This window comes from Adhaeribacter aerolatus (assembly GCF_007991635.1).
Lineage (GTDB): Bacteria > Bacteroidota > Bacteroidia > Cytophagales > Hymenobacteraceae > Adhaeribacter > Adhaeribacter aerolatus.
The window spans coordinates 1-18,325 of the sequence record NZ_BJYS01000007.1; the positions used below are offsets into that span (position 1 = coordinate 1).

General features: G+C 46.1%; 20 protein-coding genes and 1 tRNA gene. 7 read left to right on the forward strand and 14 right to left on the reverse strand.

The window, feature by feature from the left end; translation table 11 throughout:
- Positions 1–297: 297 nt before the first annotated feature.
- A complete protein-coding gene (locus tag AAE02nite_RS06370; RefSeq protein ID WP_146896111.1) occupies positions 298–777 on the forward strand; it encodes a DUF6992 family protein in 480 nt (159 codons plus the stop codon).
- Positions 778–1,150: 373 nt separating this feature from the next.
- Here the strand turns inward: AAE02nite_RS06370 and AAE02nite_RS06375 are convergent, their stop codons facing one another.
- The 8 genes from AAE02nite_RS06375 to AAE02nite_RS06405 all read right to left on the reverse strand — a co-directional run bounded on the left by AAE02nite_RS06375 (position 1,151) and on the right by AAE02nite_RS06405 (position 5,394).
- Entirely contained in the window at positions 1,151–1,705 is a 555-nt protein-coding gene (locus tag AAE02nite_RS06375) for a hypothetical protein (protein WP_146896113.1), read from the reverse strand.
- Between the two features lie 39 nt (positions 1,706–1,744).
- Complete coding sequence (locus AAE02nite_RS06380) at positions 1,745–3,040, reverse strand: hypothetical protein (RefSeq protein WP_146896116.1); 1,296 nt, start codon at positions 3,038–3,040, stop codon at positions 1,745–1,747.
- Between the two features lie 7 nt (positions 3,041–3,047).
- Complete coding sequence (locus AAE02nite_RS06385; RefSeq protein WP_146896118.1) at positions 3,048–3,635, reverse strand: YceI family protein; 588 nt, start codon at positions 3,633–3,635, stop codon at positions 3,048–3,050.
- A gap of 309 nt (positions 3,636–3,944) precedes the next feature.
- Entirely contained in the window at positions 3,945–4,046 is a 102-nt protein-coding gene (locus AAE02nite_RS27005) for an IS3 family transposase (protein ID WP_371863460.1), read from the reverse strand.
- 215 nt (positions 4,047–4,261) lie between these two features.
- Positions 4,262–4,438, reverse strand: a complete 177-nt coding sequence (locus tag AAE02nite_RS26225) for a hypothetical protein (RefSeq protein WP_170252532.1) — start codon at positions 4,436–4,438, stop codon at positions 4,262–4,264.
- Between the two features lie 51 nt (positions 4,439–4,489).
- On the reverse strand, positions 4,490–4,684 hold the full coding sequence (locus tag AAE02nite_RS06395) for an IS3 family transposase (RefSeq protein WP_170252533.1): 195 nt from the start codon (positions 4,682–4,684) through the stop codon (positions 4,490–4,492).
- A gap of 93 nt (positions 4,685–4,777) precedes the next feature.
- Entirely contained in the window at positions 4,778–5,095 is a 318-nt protein-coding gene (locus tag AAE02nite_RS06400) for a transposase (RefSeq protein ID WP_146896122.1), read from the reverse strand.
- A gap of 86 nt (positions 5,096–5,181) precedes the next feature.
- Positions 5,182–5,394, reverse strand: coding sequence for a hypothetical protein (locus AAE02nite_RS06405; RefSeq protein WP_146896124.1), 213 nt, complete (start codon positions 5,392–5,394; stop codon positions 5,182–5,184).
- A gap of 274 nt (positions 5,395–5,668) precedes the next feature.
- Between AAE02nite_RS06405 and AAE02nite_RS06410 the strand changes: the two genes are divergently transcribed.
- Both AAE02nite_RS06410 and AAE02nite_RS06415 read left to right on the forward strand, forming a co-directional pair.
- Entirely contained in the window at positions 5,669–6,586 is a 918-nt protein-coding gene (locus AAE02nite_RS06410; protein ID WP_146896126.1) for an NADP-dependent oxidoreductase, read from the forward strand.
- Between the two features lie 306 nt (positions 6,587–6,892).
- On the forward strand, positions 6,893–9,049 hold the full coding sequence (locus AAE02nite_RS06415; RefSeq protein WP_146896128.1) for a PAS domain-containing response regulator: 2,157 nt from the start codon (positions 6,893–6,895) through the stop codon (positions 9,047–9,049).
- Positions 9,050–9,164: 115 nt separating this feature from the next.
- On the opposite strand, the gene pdxR is transcribed toward AAE02nite_RS06415, so the two are convergent.
- Positions 9,165–10,688 (reverse strand): MocR-like pyridoxine biosynthesis transcription factor PdxR, encoded by a 1,524-nt coding sequence (gene pdxR, locus AAE02nite_RS06420; protein ID WP_146896130.1) that lies wholly within the window; start codon positions 10,686–10,688, stop codon positions 9,165–9,167.
- A gap of 105 nt (positions 10,689–10,793) precedes the next feature.
- Here pdxR and AAE02nite_RS06425 point away from each other — a divergent pair, with 105 nt between their 5' ends.
- From AAE02nite_RS06425 to AAE02nite_RS06435, 3 genes are all read left to right on the forward strand, one after another.
- Entirely contained in the window at positions 10,794–11,411 is a 618-nt protein-coding gene (locus tag AAE02nite_RS06425; protein WP_146896132.1) for a nitroreductase family protein, read from the forward strand.
- Between the two features lie 34 nt (positions 11,412–11,445).
- Positions 11,446–11,991: a carboxymuconolactone decarboxylase family protein gene (locus AAE02nite_RS06430; RefSeq protein WP_146896134.1), complete on the forward strand. Its 546-nt coding sequence runs from the start codon at positions 11,446–11,448 to the stop codon at positions 11,989–11,991.
- Between the two features lie 151 nt (positions 11,992–12,142).
- Positions 12,143–12,580 carry a DoxX family membrane protein gene (locus tag AAE02nite_RS06435; RefSeq protein ID WP_146896136.1) on the forward strand — a complete coding sequence of 146 codons (438 nt, stop codon included), beginning with the start codon at positions 12,143–12,145 and terminating at the stop codon, positions 12,578–12,580.
- A gap of 355 nt (positions 12,581–12,935) precedes the next feature.
- Here AAE02nite_RS06435 and AAE02nite_RS06440 read toward each other — a convergent pair whose 3' ends face one another.
- Positions 12,936–13,331, reverse strand: coding sequence for a c-type cytochrome (locus AAE02nite_RS06440; RefSeq protein WP_146896139.1), 396 nt, complete (start codon positions 13,329–13,331; stop codon positions 12,936–12,938).
- Entirely contained in the window at positions 13,328–14,800 is a 1,473-nt protein-coding gene (locus AAE02nite_RS06445) for a PQQ-dependent sugar dehydrogenase (protein WP_146896141.1), read from the reverse strand. The genes AAE02nite_RS06440 and AAE02nite_RS06445 overlap by 4 nt, the downstream gene beginning before the upstream one ends.
- Before the next feature lie 206 nt (positions 14,801–15,006).
- On the opposite strand from AAE02nite_RS06445, the gene AAE02nite_RS06450 reads away from it, so the two are divergent.
- A complete protein-coding gene (locus tag AAE02nite_RS06450) occupies positions 15,007–15,996 on the forward strand; it encodes a Vgb family protein (protein ID WP_146896143.1) in 990 nt (329 codons plus the stop codon).
- A gap of 293 nt (positions 15,997–16,289) precedes the next feature.
- Here the strand turns inward: AAE02nite_RS06450 and AAE02nite_RS06455 are convergent.
- From AAE02nite_RS06455 to AAE02nite_RS06465, 3 genes are all read right to left on the reverse strand, one after another.
- Positions 16,290–16,377: transfer RNA gene (locus AAE02nite_RS06455), tRNA-Ser, on the reverse strand.
- 69 nt (positions 16,378–16,446) lie between these two features.
- Entirely contained in the window at positions 16,447–17,523 is a 1,077-nt protein-coding gene (locus AAE02nite_RS06460; RefSeq protein WP_146896145.1) for an asparaginase, read from the reverse strand.
- Between the two features lies 1 nt (position 17,524).
- Positions 17,525–18,301, reverse strand: coding sequence for a TatD family hydrolase (locus AAE02nite_RS06465; RefSeq protein WP_146896147.1), 777 nt, complete (start codon positions 18,299–18,301; stop codon positions 17,525–17,527).
- Between the last annotated feature and the right edge of the window lie 24 nt (positions 18,302–18,325).

The window sequence follows — 18,325 nt, forward strand, 5'->3', positions numbered from 1 at the left end:
ACAGAAACGTGATAAAACTACAGGTTAAATCAAAGGTTAAAATAGCTTTTTACAGATTAGTAATATTTATATTTCCCCCTCTTCTAGTACAGCTTTTATAATGCTTGTATATAATTTAAATAAGGAATATAGGTCTTTTGATTTATTTTTTAATACATGAGATTAGACCTTCTTTTTGTTGCTAACATTGCTTTATAGCAACCACAAAATTAGCTGCCTCTATTATCTTTATTCTTATTAGGTTTATCCTTTTCCCATCAATTGCAAACAGATGCTTTATTATATTTTGAAAAGCAGATGAAAGAACTGAAAACGAGGCATGCCGTTGTGCTCGCCATTTGGGCAGTTTTTATTTTGATTTTCGGGGGAATATCAATGGTTATCACTACGGATGAACAGCTTTCTTCCTTCCATGCGATGAACAGTAGTTGGGGTTTGGTGAATTTGGGAGTCGCGTGGTTCCTCTATGCACATCATAATGAGGTATTTGAGCAGCCGCAAACGCTCCTGCAACAAATGGACCATCAACGGCATATTGAAAAAATGGTGCTGTTCAGTATTGGTTTGGATTTGGCATTTATAGCCAGTGGCTTTGCACTACAGCGGCTAGGACATACCCCAAAGCTTTCCTACCCGGCCATGTGGAAGGGCTTCGGCACATCTGTAATCATGCAAAGAGCCTTTTTACTCGGGCAAGACACCTTCTTTTACCGGCTTCATTTAAGAAATCGCTTGAAGGTTTATCCAATTTGGCAGCATCGGACGGAAGGACGTTAGCAAACCTAACTGGCAGTGCTCATTATAAGATAACTCAGGTACTTTGAAAGGCTATTAGTGTAAATAAACCATACTAAAAAATCATGAGCATAAATGCTGTACCACTCTTTAGATCTAAATAAATGATTTACAACATCTGACTTTAACAACCTTATAAATTTAACTTAAGTAAATAGCTGTTAAAGCCTTAACCAACTAAAGTTGCGACAAGCTATTAATCAAACCCCTATTGGATGCGTTTATCGAATCTGATCATTTAATAGACTACGCGAATAATAGACTACGCGAAGTTTTTGGGGAAACACAAACAGCAAAGCCGATAAAAACTTATCGGCTTTGCTGCTTTTATGGTTATTACTTATATAAAGATTTTTTACAGGAATGTTTGCGGAGCCAGGAGCAGTTCTACGGTTACCTGTAGTTCTTCTTCCACTTTTACCAACCCACCTAGCTTCTGCGGGGTAGATAGCTCGTAATCCGGAAAGCTCAGGCAAAGTTTGGTGCTTAGCTTTTGACCGGCTTGCCGGCGGAAGTCAACTCCCCGCAATACCTGGTTTTTTCCGGCCACTTGCAACCGAAGTTTTCCCAGAAAATGTGGACCATTCTGCACCAGTTCCAACACTTCTACCTGCACCAGCGGATGGTCTCCTGATTTAAGCGTCCGCTGGAAGTCTCGGTTAAGAAGCATATTGCCACAAGCAAATTCTTTAACCGGCAGGTTTAACACCAACCGCTCCCGCGGCCCTATTGGCCTATTCAGATACAGGGTATCGCCCGGCCGGTTTTCAGAATAGCTGCAATTGATGTCTCCCAGAGAGGTGGAGGCTTGCACCGTGATGCGCTCTCCTCGCACCACTAAGTAAGCCTCTTTGGCTACTCTTCCCGGGAAGAGTATAAACAATGGCATCAAAAAATACAGCGGTAACATTATGTTTGGTAGTTAATTATTAAAGTACTTGTGCTTCTTTTAGAAGGAAATTGCTCCTTCCAGCATAACACCATTAAACTTGCCACCGTTATAAATGCTGCTGGTTGGGAAGTTATTGTATTCCTGGTTAACATATTCTGCTTTGGCCAGAATGTTCCGGGTTACAAACCAACCGGCACTGAAAGCGGTACGTTTGATATTCGCACTGGTGTTTACGGTTGCCAGCTTGCCACTTACTTTGTTGTAACGGCCGCCTATGTAGATGTTTTCTTTAGGACCAAAGCGGTAAATCAGGTCGGTACCTATCTGGTTCCAGGTCCGGTCGCGGGTTTCAGCGGCGGCTTTACCAGTGGCTCTTTCAAAATTTCCGAAGAACTCCAGGCCACCAAACTTGATGAAAGGGTTGACCACCAAGGCAGTAATATTATCGGTTAGGCCCGGGTTAAACCGGCCGGAAGTAAACTGCGCATTAGGAGTAGCTGCCTCGTTCTCCATTATCAGATAATACCTGGAACCGGCCCGGTCGCCACCATAGAGGGTATTTCTTACAGAACTGTTGGTGGTGTAGACTGAGCCGGTCAGGCGTACCCGCAGGAGCTCATTCAGATAGCCGTCGTAACCTGCCTTGCCGTAAAAGGAAGGAGCTCTGTCGTCCGGGCTGGTTAATCCACCCTGTAACTCGCCGCCGGTTATACCGCCCAGCGCCAGGAAGCCATTCTTCTGGAAAACTGCCTCCGCTCCAATTTCAGTGGTAAAGGCATCCATAATGTAATTGCCTACAAAGGGATTTTGCAGCGCCTGCGCATTGTCTGTTCTTCGGAAGTGGGCATCGCCGTAGTTAATTTCCATGTGGCCCACCCGCAAGGTCACGTTTTCCATTACTTTATCTGCCAGGGCATTGTGCAGGAAACCGAGCTTGTCAATCTGCAGATATCCTCCTTTTACCCAGGTTTCATTATGGTGACGAGAAGACAGGTAGCTAATCAGGTTAAGGCGGATACCATCGGCCAACTGCACATCCAGGTTCAGGTTAGCGGTAGCCAGGTTAAAGCCTTTGCCAATCTTAATGAGTTTGTTGGGACTTGTTTCACCGGCTCCCAGGTTTTTGGTAACGGTGTTGGAATGTTCAAGACCCTGAAACTGCTGGGCAAAGCTGCCGCCCAGCCGTACCTTAATGCCGTCGAACCCGAGGGTATCTTCTTTTTTTGTTTCGAATACATTGACCCCTCGCTGGTCGTAAGGTCTCCAATAAGGAATATCGCCAAGGGTCATTTGGGCAGAAGCGCTAAGCTGAAGCCCGGCCAACAGGCCTAGGGAAAGTAGTATCTTTTTCATGACTGTATTATAAATTAATAGTATTGAAATTAGCTTTAAATGAAATGGTTACTTCGTCTTCTGTTTTAATGGTGCCAAACATAGCCGTTGGTGGGGTTACCTGAAAATCGGTCATTTTAAAGGTTGATTCACCTTTCAGTTCTACCGTTTGGCCCTTAACCAGAGAAAGTACCTCGAAGTTGACAGGTCGGGTTGTACCGGCAATAGTAAGGTAGCCAGCTACGTTGGCCTTGTTGCCGCCCAGGCTTTTGAAAGAGGTTAGCCGAAAGTTGATGTTCGGATTCTTTTCCGCTTTTAAAGCTTTGTAGGCAATATCGTCCATCTGGCCTTTGCCGCTTTTCAGAGCAGTGGTTTTCATGGTTACTTCAGCCAGGCGAATACCTTGTATACTTTGGTTGTCGAGCGTTATTTCGGCCTTACCCGTAGCTGCGGTGGCTACCATCTCCCAATCGTGGAGCGTAGAGCCGCCCATTACTTTTAATTCAGGTTTGCCGGTAAGGTGGTAAATGTTTTGAGCACTTAAGGAGAGGCTCAGCCCCAGCATCAGACCCAGCGTTGCTGTCAGGTGAGGCATATTGGAATATTTCAGTTTCATATCCTTTGCTTTAATTGTTGATACAAAGCTAGGGTAGGAAAACCAGAGAAAAGATGAGCGATATCAGGCTACTATATGATTTTGGATATCTTCGATAAGTTATAAAGCCGCATGAATATACCCTTCTGGATTTCAGCTTAGAATTTAATTTGAGCATTGAGACAATTGTGCTTAGGAATACCGGCACAAAGTAGTGCTGCGGCATCTTAGACCTTAATTATTCTCAATATTTTAGATTAGAAAAGACGCTACGAATGACAATGCTAAATTATTGGTAACTGGAATTGCAAGGTTTTACTGGAGAATTTTTTAGGCAGCCATAGGCTGTTGCTTCAAAAGTTTTTCGTATTGGCAAGAAGTTAAATATCCCAGCGCCGAGTGTCTTCTTTGTCGGTTATACCAAACTTGCAAATATTCAAATACCGCCAGCTTTGCGTGCGCTCTGGTCTGAAAGAAACATGATAAACCAGCTCAGTTTTCATCGTTTCAAAGAAACTTTCGGCTACCGCATTGTTACAACAATTACCTTTTCTACTCATATTCTGCCACACCGGCATCCCTGTCAATTGCTCTCGGAAATCCTAACAGGCAATCTGCACGCCTTGGTCAGAATGAAACAAAAGTGGTTAGTTTAGTTTACCGGCCTGTTGCAGATGGCCATCTGCCAGGCCGCCACACTGGTTACTTTGTAGGGCCATCGTATTGCTTAAAGCCCAGCCCACCTCCTTCCGGTCCGCCAGTTCCAAGATAGCCCTCAGGTAGAGCCAGCCTTCTTCTGTTTTGATATAAGTAAGGTCGGACACCCATTTTGGCTGGTCTTTCCGCTGAAAAATCCCTGTTAAGAAGATTCTCCGCTACCGGATAGTTGTGGTTAGAATCTGTGGTACCCGGTATTTCTGCCGGTTGATACTTCTGATGCCCGCTTTTTGCATCAGCCGGGCTATACGTGGCCTGGAAGTCATAACACCTTGTGCTTTCAATTCTACCGTAATTCTGGGGCTGCCGTAGCGGCCATTACTTTTCTGATAGAGCTGCTGTATTCGACTCAAAAGCTCCTGCTCCTTATCCGCTCTTGTTCCTACCGGGTGTTGGATCCAGTAATAGTACCCACTGGCGCTTACCTTAAAAATCCGGCCATCTTTTCAACAGGAAATTGGTTCCGGTGCTCTTTTATAATTCCGAATATCGCCCGTCTCTCTTGGAAAAGATGCCACCGTCTTTTTTAGGATGTATCTTCCCAGTTGTATTTCTTTCAGCTCTTTTTGCAGCCTTCTAATCTCTTTTTGCTCGTCTGTAAGCCCAGTAAAAGCTTTCTCAACGGTACTGCACTGTTGGCGCCATTTACTGATGCGGCCTGGAGCTATTCCCAGTTCCTCGGCCACTTCTTTTACCGGGCCCCTCGCATAGGAAAGGTTGATAGCCATCCTTTTAAAGGAGGCATCAAATACCCGTTTGCTCATCTAGTCAAATTTAATACTTTATCTAAATCTGCCTATTAAAATCCCTCCAGTCAAAGGTAGCAAGTTCAATACAACAGTGTAATAATTTACAATTCTTTTGCAATTAAGTTTTCGTTTTCAGTTGGAACAGCATGTTGTACAATCCCCCGTTCTGCATTACCTCCTTTAAAAGTATAAATACGCCTAGAAACTCGTTGATCAGACGAAGCTAAGCCAATGCCTGGTTTTGTTAGATCAGCAGTAATCTTCCCAGATGCATCTTTATAAGTGCCTGCCCTGGTTTCAAGATGCCACGACAAATCAGCTGAATAATTTCCGACTCTAATTGCAGGTATAAAGGACTATGCCCGCCGTCTTTTCTAAATGAAATCTCAAGAAGTTTATTTATCATAACTGGACCCCTATATATTTTAAAATTGGACCACTAAGGTATCCAACTTAAGATATAATTTTATCCTAACATTAAAAATCTTGTACAACTTTAAATAGTAAAATCATGCTGAAAGCAATAGTGTACGGCAACATCACTTCATCAAGTGGGTGTTTGCTGATGAGCAAAAAAGGAGGTTTGTTATGAAGGCGATAGTTGTAACAGACCAGGCTGCGGGAGCAGCCGGGATGAAACTGGTAGATCGGCCCGAGCCGCAGGCAGCGATTAACGACGTTGTCGTTCAGGTGCACGCGTCGAGTATAACCGGGGATGAGATCTCATGGCCCTCCACTTGGACCGATCGCCTCGGCCGAGACCGGAACCCGTCGATCCCTGGCCATGAACTGGCCGGAGTGGTCACCGCTCTCGGCTATGGCACAACGGGGCTGTCGGTGGGACAGCGGGTTTTCGGCCTTACGGACTGGCATCGCGACGGTACCCTGGCGGAGTATGTGGCCGTAGAGGCACGCAATCTCGCGCCGCTTCCGGGCGACGTTGATTTCACGGTGGGCGCGGCCCTCGTGATGCCGGGGCTAACCGCGTGGCAGGGGCTGTTCGAGCACGGCCGCCTTCGGGCGGGGCAGAGCGTACTCGTGCATGGTGCGGCCGGCATAGTCGGTTCGATGGCAGCCCAGCTCGCACGTGAGGCCGGCGCGTACGTCATCGGCACCGGGCGCACTGCAAGCCGTCAGACGGCTCTCGACTTCGGCGCGCAGGAGTTCGTCGACCTCGATAACGACATCTTAGAAGATGTTGGTGGGGTCGATCTGGTTTTTGATGTCCTCGGCGGCGACATCGTGAAGCGGTCTGCGGGCATGATTCGCACCGGAGGAACGCTGGTAACCATCACCGGCCCAACTGAGGCGCGGCCCGTTGGCGGTCTGACTATTGACTTCGTCGTCGTACCTGATCGCGCCCAATTGAGTGAGATCGTCCAGCGGTTAAGGGAGGGTCGGCTGCGGACAAACATCGGCGTCGTCTCCACTCTCGATGACGCCGTCCTCGCCTTCAATCCGGCCAAGCGGGTCAAGGGGAAGACGATCATCCGCGTTCGCCCATAAGGACTCAGGGAGGACGATTAGTCATGGCCTCCTCGTGGATGAATATAGCGATAAACACAGGTTGCAGAAAATGTAAAAATGCTCCGTGGGGCCACTGGGAGGAAAAACAAGTGGCTCTCCCACCTCCAGCAGGTGAATTTTAATCATAGCCTTGTCACGCCCGCCGGAAATTATATGGTCCAGTGTAGCTAGTCAGCTAGTTTAACCTGCAGGTTGTGCACAGGCTTAGCATTTAGGTGAAGAATTAACCAAAACACCAACGGGATTTCAGACAGATTCGGAATACAGGACTGCTTTTACTTTCACATGGATAATAGGATCAAAATTTTATTGCTGGTGCACGCCCCTTATGATATTGGTAGGCTGGAGCTGTCCTTGCATGCGGGTGGCCTCCAACCTGTTATGGAAATAGTTCACAACCAGGAGGAATATGAAAAGGCCATTACCAGCAGCAATCCCGATATTATTTTAACTGACTACGCACATCCCTTTTCTGACGTACTTGCTGCCTTTCATATCAGACAACAGGCTGCCCCGCAAACGCCTTTAATTGTTTTGTCGGGCAATATTAGCGTGGATAATGCGGTAAACTTAATTAAGATGGGGGCTACGGATCTGGTTTTGAAAGAAAAAATAGATCAGCTAACACCTAAAATCCTTCTGGCTTTACAAGAATCAAAGAAGCGGATTCAAAAGAAAGTTAAGGCCTTCCAGCTGAACCAACGATGGAGGCTGCTCCAAAAAATTATGAGCCTTTCTTTGGGCGTGATCTGCATCTTGGATGAGGAAGGAAGATTTGTTGCGGTTAGTAATGCTGCTTTAGCCGCATGGGGTTATTTGCCGGAAGAGCTTGCAGGCAGAAGTGCGTTCGAGCTGGTGGATGAAGAAGATCGGGCAAGCACCCTTAAGGCCTTTGCTGATTTAAAGGATGGGGCGAAAATAGTGAATTTAGAAAACCATATTATCCGGAAAGATGGCCAGACGATTACGGTATACTGGTCCTGGCACTGGGATCCACTTACCAAGCGAGGATATGGTGTGGCCAGGGATGCTGCCGCCATCAGGCAAACCGCACAAAAGGTCGAACACATCGAAAAGCGACTCTGTATCCTTTTGCAGCATAGCACCGAAGGAATTTGTTTGATTGCCGCAGATGGTTACGTTCTGGAAAGATGGCCCTCCTCCCTGAAAGTGCTTGAACTAGGTGAAGAAGAGAGGAGCGGGAAGTTAAGATTCGACCTGGTTCATCCGGAAGATTTGGCTGACTTCCGGCAAGCATGGGAAAAGGTAAAGGACCGCCTTGGTCATACCCACACCTTAGAAATTCGTTTCCGGAAGGCCAATGGTTCTTACAAATGGCTGGAGGCAACCTTCCACAACCACCTCCAGGAACCAGCGGTTGAGGCTATTGTTTTGTTTTTCCGGGATATCACCATCCGCAAAACGGCTGAAATAGCACTTCAAACGAGCGAAGCCAGGTTAAAGCAGGCTCAGGCCATTGGCCGGATGGGCAATTGGGAATTGAATTTAACCGATGGAAGCTGCCTTTGGTCAGATGAAATGTACCGCATGTTTGGCGCCGACAGAAACCTAATCATACCTTCCTTTGATAGTTTAGCATCTTTTATTCATCCGGGAGATCGGCAGGCCGTTTTATCCAGGTTAGAACAGGCTTGTGCCGGATTGGAAAACGATTCCATCCAATTTCGTATCCTGCGCCAGCAGGGCCAGGTAAGACATGTATTTTTAGCCTGGTGCTTTGAATTTGATCATCAGGGCAAGCCTTTCCGCATTTTCGGAATTCAACAGGATATTTCAGAGCGTAAGCTAACCAAAAAAGCGCTGGAAAAAAGTGAAGGGAAATACCGCAACTTATTTAAATTGAGTCCTACCCCCATGTGGGTGTATGACGTGGCAACGGGCCGTTTTCTGGATGTAAATGAGGCGGCTGTTAACCAGTTAGGTTACAGCAAAGAGGAGTTCCTAGGTATGACCTTGGCGGATATCCGCCCTAAAGCAGAAGAACCTGGCAAGCTGGAGCAAATTGCCAATACCCTGCAAGGAGACCCGGTGCACTACCACTATATTATCAAGTTGGTTAAGAAAAGCGGAGAAGTGATGGATGCCGATATTAATAATAGCTTTGTAGATCTGGGCGGCAGGAAAACAAGATTAATTATTGCTACTTATATCAGCGAACGGATGAAGTATCTCCAAGCAATCAAAGAGCAAAACAATAGGCTGCGGGAGATCGCCTGGATTCAATCCCATGTGGTCAGGGCGCCCTTGGCCAAGTTGATGGGATTGATTACCCTGCTTCAAAATCATCCCCCGGAAATGGCTTACCAAGCTGATATATTAAGTTTTATCTTGGCCTCGGCTTATGAATTGGATAGTGTTATAAGAGACATTGTCAGAAAAACGGAACAGATTCAAGACCAACCAAAACTACCGAAGGATTAGCTCGAACCGATACAAATTCGTCAGTTGGGGATAATTATGTTTTTATTGTCCTCAGGTAGCTTATATCTACTTAAATATCTAATTGGCGTATAGTGTATTTTGTAATTTTCACCTATTATTTTACAGCAAATGTAGTAAGGGCCTGTTTCCATATATCAATTGCACTGGCCATTTCTGTTTCATCTAAAGAACAGTAACCTATGCGTATGAAGTCGTGTGGCATAGAAACATTGGGTTGAAAAAAATAATTACGTCCATCACTGATTTTTAATCCCAACTTTCCTGCATTCAGGGCAACTGCGCTAGCACTTATATTTTTTCTGTAGGCTGCCCAGATGGCCAACCCACCGTTCGGCTTCTCAAAAGTTAAATATTCTCCCAACTGCTCCCGGAGCAATCGGCAAGTATTTTCCAACCGCTCCTGATAAACCTTGTGCGACTTTTTGATGTGCCGGGAAATATCACCAGCGCTCAAAAGTTCGGCGGTCGCTTCTTCCAGCAACTGTTCACCTTGCCGGTCTATTAATTTACGAATTGCAGCGGCTTCGTTTATTACCACTTCCGGAGCCACCATAAACCCGATTCGGATACCGGGTGCAATGCTTTTGCAGAAGGAACCTACATAAATAATGTGTCCACCCGTATCCAGACTTGCCAAAGGTAAAAGAGGGTTGCTTGTAAAATGATAATCAAAATCATAATCATCTTCAAGCAAAGCAAATCCGTACTTGTGTGCCAGGTCCATAAGTCGCATACGTCGCTCTGCACTCAGCGTAACAGTGGTAGGCCGGTGGTGATGCGGGATAATATAGATCATCTGGGGCACCTTCGTTTTACACAACTGCTCAATGCTGTCTACATCCATGCCCTCTTTATCTACTGGAACATATTCCAGATTAGCTCCAGCCAGCTTAAAGGTTTGATTCGCATCCAGATAGCCTGGTTCCGGCACAAATACAGTGTCCCCGGGACGGATGAGTAGCTGCGTAGTTAAATAGATGGCCATCTGCGTTCCTTTGGTTATCAGGATTTCTTTTTCAGTGACCTGCATCCCCCTGGTCCGGTTTAAAAATTTAGCAAGTTCGACCCTGAGCCGGTAGGAGCCTTGCTCCGGGCCATACGTGAGGAACCGGTTTGCAAAGTGGTTCTTCCCAAATCTTCTGTATTCTCGCACCAGCTGCTCAATAGGTGCGATTCTGGGATCAGGAAAACCGTCATCGATTTTATACAATGGCGGTGGCGCGCCTGCGGCATTGAGTTCCATATCTGAATTTGTTCTGGTTGCTCCATCAGAAGGTCGTTTTACCATCGGATAAGCGGGTTGCCAGTTTCGTATCAATTTTTTGCCATTTTGGTTAATGGCCCGAGCCGAAGTATCAGGGAGGTGGCTGGAAACATAAACGCCACTTCTTTCCCTGGTTTCTACCCAGCCCTGCGCATCCAATTCCTCGTAGGTCGCCACCACTGTTTTACGATTGAGCCCTAGGCTCTGCGCCAGTTCACGTGAAGAGGGAAGTGCCTGCCCTGGTTTCAAGATGCCACGACAAATCAGCTGAATAATTTCCGACTCTAATTGCAGGTATAAAGGACTATGCCCGCCGTCTTTTCTAAATGAAATCTCAAGAAGTTTATTTATCATAACTGGACCCCTATATATTTTAAAATTGGACCACTAAGGTATCCAACTTAAGATATAATTTTATCCTAACATTAAAAATCTTGTACAACTTTAAATAGTAAAATCATGACCAACGCTGTCATCGAAACGATCTTGAGCCGCAGCGCCGCCAAGTACTACGACCCTGCTGCCACCTTAAGCGACGACCAAATCCGCGAGCTGGTGCGAATTGGCACCACCGCACCGACATCCTTCCACTTGCAGAACTGGCGCTTCATCGCCGTACGCACGCCTGAAGCCAAGGCTCGGTTGCGTCCGATCGCCTGGAGCCAGCCCGCGATCTCCGAAGCAGCTGTTACCTTCATCGTCTGCGGCCAGTTGGCCGATTCCAGCGTAATTCCAGAGCGCCTGTCACCGCTGGTGGAAGCGGGCATCATGCCGGCAAAGATGGTACCGGAATGGGAAATCCCCGCACGCGATCTGTACATGCACTACCCGCAACGCCAACGCGACGAAGCAGTACGCAGCGGCACCTTTGGCGCGGCGGCGATGATCTATGCAGCTCGCTCGCTCGGCCTGGGTTCGACGCCGATGATCGGTTTTGATGCCGAAGCGGTGGCCCGCGAGTTCGGACTGGCCGAGGACGAAGTGCCGGTCATGTTGTTGTCCATAGGCGCTGAGCGTCCTGGAAACTGGCAGCAGAAGCCGCGCCGACCGATCGCCGACGTGCTGGATTTGGTATAATTATTAGTTAAATCAGTAACTTAAGGAAACTACGATGCCAAGAACTGAAGCTCTAAAGCCGGAACATGTGCCGGCCGATTCGAAACCGACTCTCGATAGGTTCACCAAGAACATCGGGTTCACCCCAAATATGATGGCGACTTTCGCGCAGAGCCCGATCGCGTTCAACGCATGGGCTACACTGCTCGGCTCCTTGAGCAAGACGCTAGACGTAAAGACGCGTGACAGCATCGGCCTAGCCGTCTCCGAAGTGAATGGCTGCAACTACTGCCTGACGATTCACAGCTTTACGGCCGAGCATATGGCCAAGCTGCCGGCCGATGAAATTATTCTCGCTCGGAAAGGCCATGCCAGCGACCCGAAGCGGGACGCCGCCGTCCAGTTTGCGCGCAAAGTCATAGAAACACGCGGTAATGTCAGTGACGCCGATGTAACTGCCGTCCGCAATGCTGGCTACACGGATGCGAACATCATGGAGATTATCGCGCTGGTGGCGATGTACTCCCTGACGAACTTTCTCAATAACGTGTTCGATCCCAGGAAGGACTTTCCCGCCGTTACGCCGGCTGGCTCGATCTAACCTCAATCCGGTCGCATCGACAATCTCCGAGCCAGCCCAATGAACTGCGTGTGCAATCTCAAAAGCGACTGCATTATTTTATTATATCTATCCGGTACCTTTAGCATTACAGGCATCCAAAGACTTTTGTACCTATTCATATAAATCCATAATGAAAAAGATTTTTCCAAAGGCACAGGCACTATTACGATTCTCGTTAGGGGCTGGCTTCATATTACCGGTATTTGACCGCTTAGGTTTTTTAGGCGCTCCGGGCAGTGTTCATGTAACATGGGGGAATTGGACCAATTTTGTAAACTATATACACAGTTTGATGCCTTATGTATCTGCACAAATGGCTGCCTACTTTGGTCTTGTAGCTACTATTGGAGAAGCATTATGCGGCATAATGCTTATTGTCGGTTATAAAATCAAGCTCGCCGCCTTCGGTAGTTTCGTGCTTACACTGGTATTTGCACTAAGTATGCTGTTCTTCATCCACTATCGGGCCCAGTTTAATTATTCCGTTTTCGTGGTCAGTTTTTCCTGCCTGCTTTTAGCCTCTCTCCAAGATAGGGAATCAATCAAGTGGTCTATAAATCATTTTTGACATTTAAACATAAATTACGTGGCAAACAGATTCAATCCTAAGGAAATCAACCCGGTTATGCGCCAAATTAAGTAGAGTTACGTCAAATCGCTCTTCTGCTAAAGCTTACAACAAGTCCTATGTAATATCAATCCTGCTGCGGCCAGGTATAAAGTCCTTAAGTTTCTGCTTAAACTCAACTCCTAACCCTTTTATTTTTGTAAATTGAAGATACTTGTCTCATCGTATCTGATGAAATATTAGTGCACCTCTGTTAAATATACCCTTTTCTGCATAAACCTGGTTATCAGCTTGGGTCAGAAAAGCTGATAAATCTGTATTAGGGGGAATTGGCACTTGAGTTTAAAATTAATTTTTAAAGTGTCGCAGTAGGTAAATCCTCTTTGTGCTTTTTGAGCACTTTAATATAACGTACCAGGTCGTTTAGCTCCTGTCTGGAAATCTCGTGCTTTTTAAAGGAAGGCATACGGCCCAAACCCAATAAAAATGCTTTACTTCGTACCCGAAACTTAAGTATTCCTTTGGTCAGGGGAACATTATTAATGGAGGGCCCAACACCGGCTTCACCGCCCGGATGGCACTTGTGGCAATTATTCATAAATACTATTTGGCCGCGTTGCAACTGTTCGTTTAGCGTAAGTGGGCCCCGAAGCGGTTCACTGCGCCTGGCTGAGCCACAACCAGCAGCCAGCAATATTACAGCTACCCCAAAAAACAGGCTGAATCCAGTTAAAGAATAAGTATTTTTCATCTGTTCACTTCCCTGGTTATTTTCCAAACCACGCCTGTCCCTTTTCTAGGCGATTCTCCTTCCTCGGTAATCGGCATAATACCAAAATCCACCACGTACAAAGCTTCTCCATTTGGGTCGAACTGTACGGCAATGGGACGCTCCAGGCCACCGTGTTTCTGCATAGAGGCAGGGCCATTCACCCGTCCTTTATTTACCGCAAAATCCTGGATTACACCATTGGTGGGATTTACCCGCACTACCTTATAACCTACCGGTCCGTAGATGCGGCCCACATTGGGAGCTTGGTCGCCAAACTCCGCAATAAATGCCTCACCTACATGCCCAAAACTGGTATTAGTAGAAAAATCTAATCCATTGGCGGAAGAATGAACACCTAGGGTGGCAGCAGGTTTAGGCGGCTTATTAGGGTGCTTGGCCAGAATAAATTTAGGGTCTTGTTTACCGGTTTCGTAATCGGAAGTATTTAATGGATTGCCATCAGAATAATCTGGCCAGCCATACCAAGTACCCGGTTTTATAGCCCAGAGGTAATCCCCGGAACCGTAGATAGGACGGCTGCCCCGGGTATCGTAGCCATTATCGGTAACAAACAAGGTATTACCAGGGCCAAACGCCATACCGAAAGGATTACGGAAGCCCCAGGCCACTAACTCCAGGTTGCCGCCGGCTACCGGCAGGCGCATAATTGCGCCGGAACAAGGTAATTGGCCTTTTATAACCTGACCGGCCGTAGCAGGAGTACCAAACTTAGAAAAAGGTCCTGTAACCGTTTTATCTTTGGTATCCGGCGTTAAGGGATTGTCAGACTCAAAGTTTTGGCCGGTAAGCGTTATGTCCTGGCAGGGAATATCATGAAAATCCGGGTTACGCTTCAGCCACCCAAACTGGTAATTGTCCGGTCCAACCACGCCCGAATTAGTGGCCGTACCTTGGCCAAAATACAAATAGCCATCGGGGCTGATTACCGGTCCGGTAGTAAAATGGTCGCCACTACTGGGCAGATTTTGCACCAATGGGGTAACTTCGCCATCACGGGTGATTTTCAGAATGCGGCCGCTCTGCTTGGTGCCTCCTTCCGAAACATAAAAAGCATCGCGGAAAAAGGTTAATCCGGACCAGGGGCCATTTTCTTCGCCGGTAGCTACAATGGTCGTTTTCCCCCCGGTCTCCAGGCGTAGCAAGCGGGGTTGCGTCCAGACTTCACCGTATGAATATCCGGCTTCTGTTACATATATATCGCCATTGTCATCGAAGGTGAGCGCTGTAGGATAGGTTAAACCCTGGGCTATAGCTTCTATTTTATAACCGGTTGGTAGAGCCACATCGGTAGGCCGCACCAGGCGCTCCACTGGCTCGAATGACTTAGGACCACCATAGTGTCCCCGTAGTTTCCAGCAGCTGTTTAAGCCTAGGCAGCATAACAAAACCAGCAAGTGCGGTTTAAAAAGTAAGTAAATTTTCTTCATAGTTTGGTTTGTGTAGCCGGAACCTTTGTATATAAATATACCAATAAGGCTAAAAATGGTTTTAGTCCGGGAAAAATCTTTCACCAGGTATCTTAAGGCAGGAAATAATTATTAAAAATCAGGTAATAGCTAGCCAATAACGAGGAGCGCTCGTAGATGGGAATAAAGCAAAGTATTTACCAACTTAAGACTTTGCCACCTCTTTAATGTACAACTTAGCCATACAAACCGCCATGAATAAATTTACGAAGCTCCTATTTGCAATGGTATTGCTTTGCTGCATTTCTTGTGAAGATAGTAACGATACTACAAAGACCTTTGAGGCTAAACAGGAAACGTATTCCTTGCCAGGAGATCAGCTGTTTCCGGAAGGAATTGCTTACAACCCCAATAAAGGAATGTTTTACGTGGGCAGTACCATGAATGGAGATGTGGTACAGGTAAACGTAGAAAACGGCGAAAGCAGTTTGTTTTCGAGCGGTGCCGGGCAAAGCCGAACCGATGTAAGAGGAATAAAAACAGATGCCCAAAACCGATTATGGCTCTGTGGCGGGCAGGAAAATAAGATTCATGTATTAGACCCCAATGGTCACCTCATTAGAACATGGGACACTTTTGCCCTTTTTAAATCCGGCTTTATCAATGATTGTGTAACAGATGGTTCTTTTATATATTTTACGGATTCCCGGGTGCAAAAAATTTACCGCACCCAGGTAAATACAGATGCACCAGGTCAAATGGAAGAATGGCTCTCTTTTACAGACCAGCAAATTCCGTATGGTGCCGGATTTAATGCCAATGGGGCTGCCCTCAGCTCCGACGGTAAATACCTTTTAATTGTAATTTCCAATACTGGAAAATTATACCGCATCGACACCGCCAGCAAAGCCATTACCGAAATTCAATTGAATGCTGCCCTAACCTCCGGGGATGGTTTGTGGTTAGATGATAAAACGTTGTATGTATCCAGAAATGCAAATGGGCAGATTTTTTCGGTTGTTCTAAATGAAAATTTTACCCAAGGTACAGTTGGTACGGGGTTTGGCCAAAATCTTAAATTTAATACAACTATAGCCAAGGTGGAAGATTATTTATTGGTTCTTAACAGCCAACTTAATCTTCGGCCCAGTAGTACCAATCCTAACCCTGCTTTACCAAACTTACCATTTACCGTTTCAAGAGTAGCCATTCCATAAGCTAAGACATCTGTTAAATACCAATAGTTGCCTAATATAGCCTAACCAATAGATAGTGAAAAATGCTGAAATACTAGCAGCTAGCGTAAAGATTTTAGCAGCTATTTCTGTCCGTTTACCAGCACCGCTATTAAAACCCCTTACCTGTTCTAATTGCTTATCGGAATCACTTACTCATCGAATCACTCACCCCTTTATGATAAATCGTGAATAATCTGGTAGTATTCGGAAAAGAAAAAATCCTGCAAACATTTCATTCGCAGGATTTTAGTTGGTTATTTAAAGTTAATCAGCAGAGAGGATGGGATTCGAACCCACGATACCCTTTTGAGGTATACACACTTTCCAGGCGTGCTCCTTCAACCACTCGGACACCTCTCTGTAATTGGGTTTGCAAATTAAAGGATTAAAACGGCACTATGCAAATATTTCAAATTTATTACGCCGGGTTTACAATGGTTCTAAAGATATTTCTCCGCGCAAATTGCTCTCCAGCATTTTCCGGCTTTGCTCCGGCGACCATCCCTGCCCCAGTACAAACATAAGCTTGGTTACGGCCGCCTCACTGGTAATATCATAGCCACCAATTACCCCCAAATCGCTTAAAAATTTACTTGTCTGGTACATGCCCTGCTCTACCCGGCCACCATCGCACTGGCTTACGTTTAAAATAAAAGTACCCCGGTCTACTGCTTCGCGTATGGCGTTTAAGAACCAGGGAGCCGTTGGGGCATTACCCGAGCCGTAACTTTCCAGTACTACGCCTTTCAGGCCTTTTGTAGCCAATAAGTTTCGGATAACCCGCTCGGCTAAGCCCGGAAATAGCCTTAACCGGACAATATTTTTTTCGAGTTTTTGGTGCGCTTTAAAGGTTCCCGTTGGGAATGGCAGCAAAACCATAGAATGATACTCAATATTTACGCCGGCATGGGCCAGGGGCGGATAATTTGACGAACGAAAAGCATTGAATTGCCGGCTTTCCACTTTTTTAGACCGGTTACCCCGCAACAACAAACGCCCAAACATAATGCAAACTTCCGGCACAATGCACCTTCCTTTCCGGGTAGATACCGCCACCTCTAAAGCCGTAATTAGGTTTTCGCGAGCATCGGTACGCATTTTACCAATGGGTACCTGGGCGCCGGTAAATACCACGGGTTTTTGCAAATTTTCTAGCAGATAACTTAAAGCGGAGGCGCTGTAAGCCATGGTATCAGTACCGTGCAGGATTACAAAACCATCATAATCTTCATAATTTTCCTGGATGATAGCAGCTAGTTTAATCCAGTCTTCTTCGGTAATATCAGAGGAATCAATGGGCTCGTCGTAACTGATGAGCGATAAAGCAATATTTAATTGTCTTAATTCCGGCACCCGCACCAATATTTCCTCAAAATTAAAAGGCACCAAATGACTCCCGGTCCGGTCGTAAATCATACCAATAGTACCACCGGTATAAATTAGCAGCACCGAGCCTTCCGGTTCGAGGGTTAAAGCCGTATTGAGATTTATTTTGCGTAAGGCCATGCTACAAATTAAATAGTTTTTTAGTATTTGCCGTGCAGGCCACCACCAATTCCTCCGTTGGTATTTTCTTTAACTCGGCTACCCGCTTCGCAATTAAAGGCAGATAAGCCGGTTCGTTGCGTTTTCCCCGGAAGGGCACCGGCGCCAGATACGGACAATCGGTTTCGAGTAAAATAGATGCCAAGGGTACTTCGGGCAAAACTTTATCCAGGCCGCCATTCTTAAAAGTAGCTACCCCTCCTATGCCCAAATAAAAACCGAGTTTTATCACTTGCTGCGCTTCTTCGGCAGTACCTGAAAAACAGTGAAAAACACCTTGCAGGCTACCGTCCTGATTCTGTTCTATTATTTCAAAAACTTCTTTAAAAGCCTCGCGGGTATGCAGCACAATCGGAATATTAAATTTCTTAGCCCAATCTACCTGAATTTGTAAAGCTTCCTGTTGTTGCGGCAAAAAAGTTTTATCCCAATACAAATCAACCCCGGTTTCACCAATTGCAATGAACTTCCTTTTATTAAGCCAGCTTTCTACAGTATACAATTCTTTTTCAAAATGCTTCTGAACCGAGCAAGGGTGTAAACCCATCATGGCCAGGCAGCTTTCCGAATGATCCGCTTCCGTTTGCAGCATCACGTCGATGGAAGTATGATCCACATTGGGCATGAGAATTTGGATTACCCCAGCTTCAGTTGCTTTCCGGATAGCCTCATTCCGGTCGGGTTTAAATTGTTCCGAATAAATATGAGCGTGTGAATCTATGTAGTTTAAAACGGACATACGGCAGCTTAATATTTAGCCCTG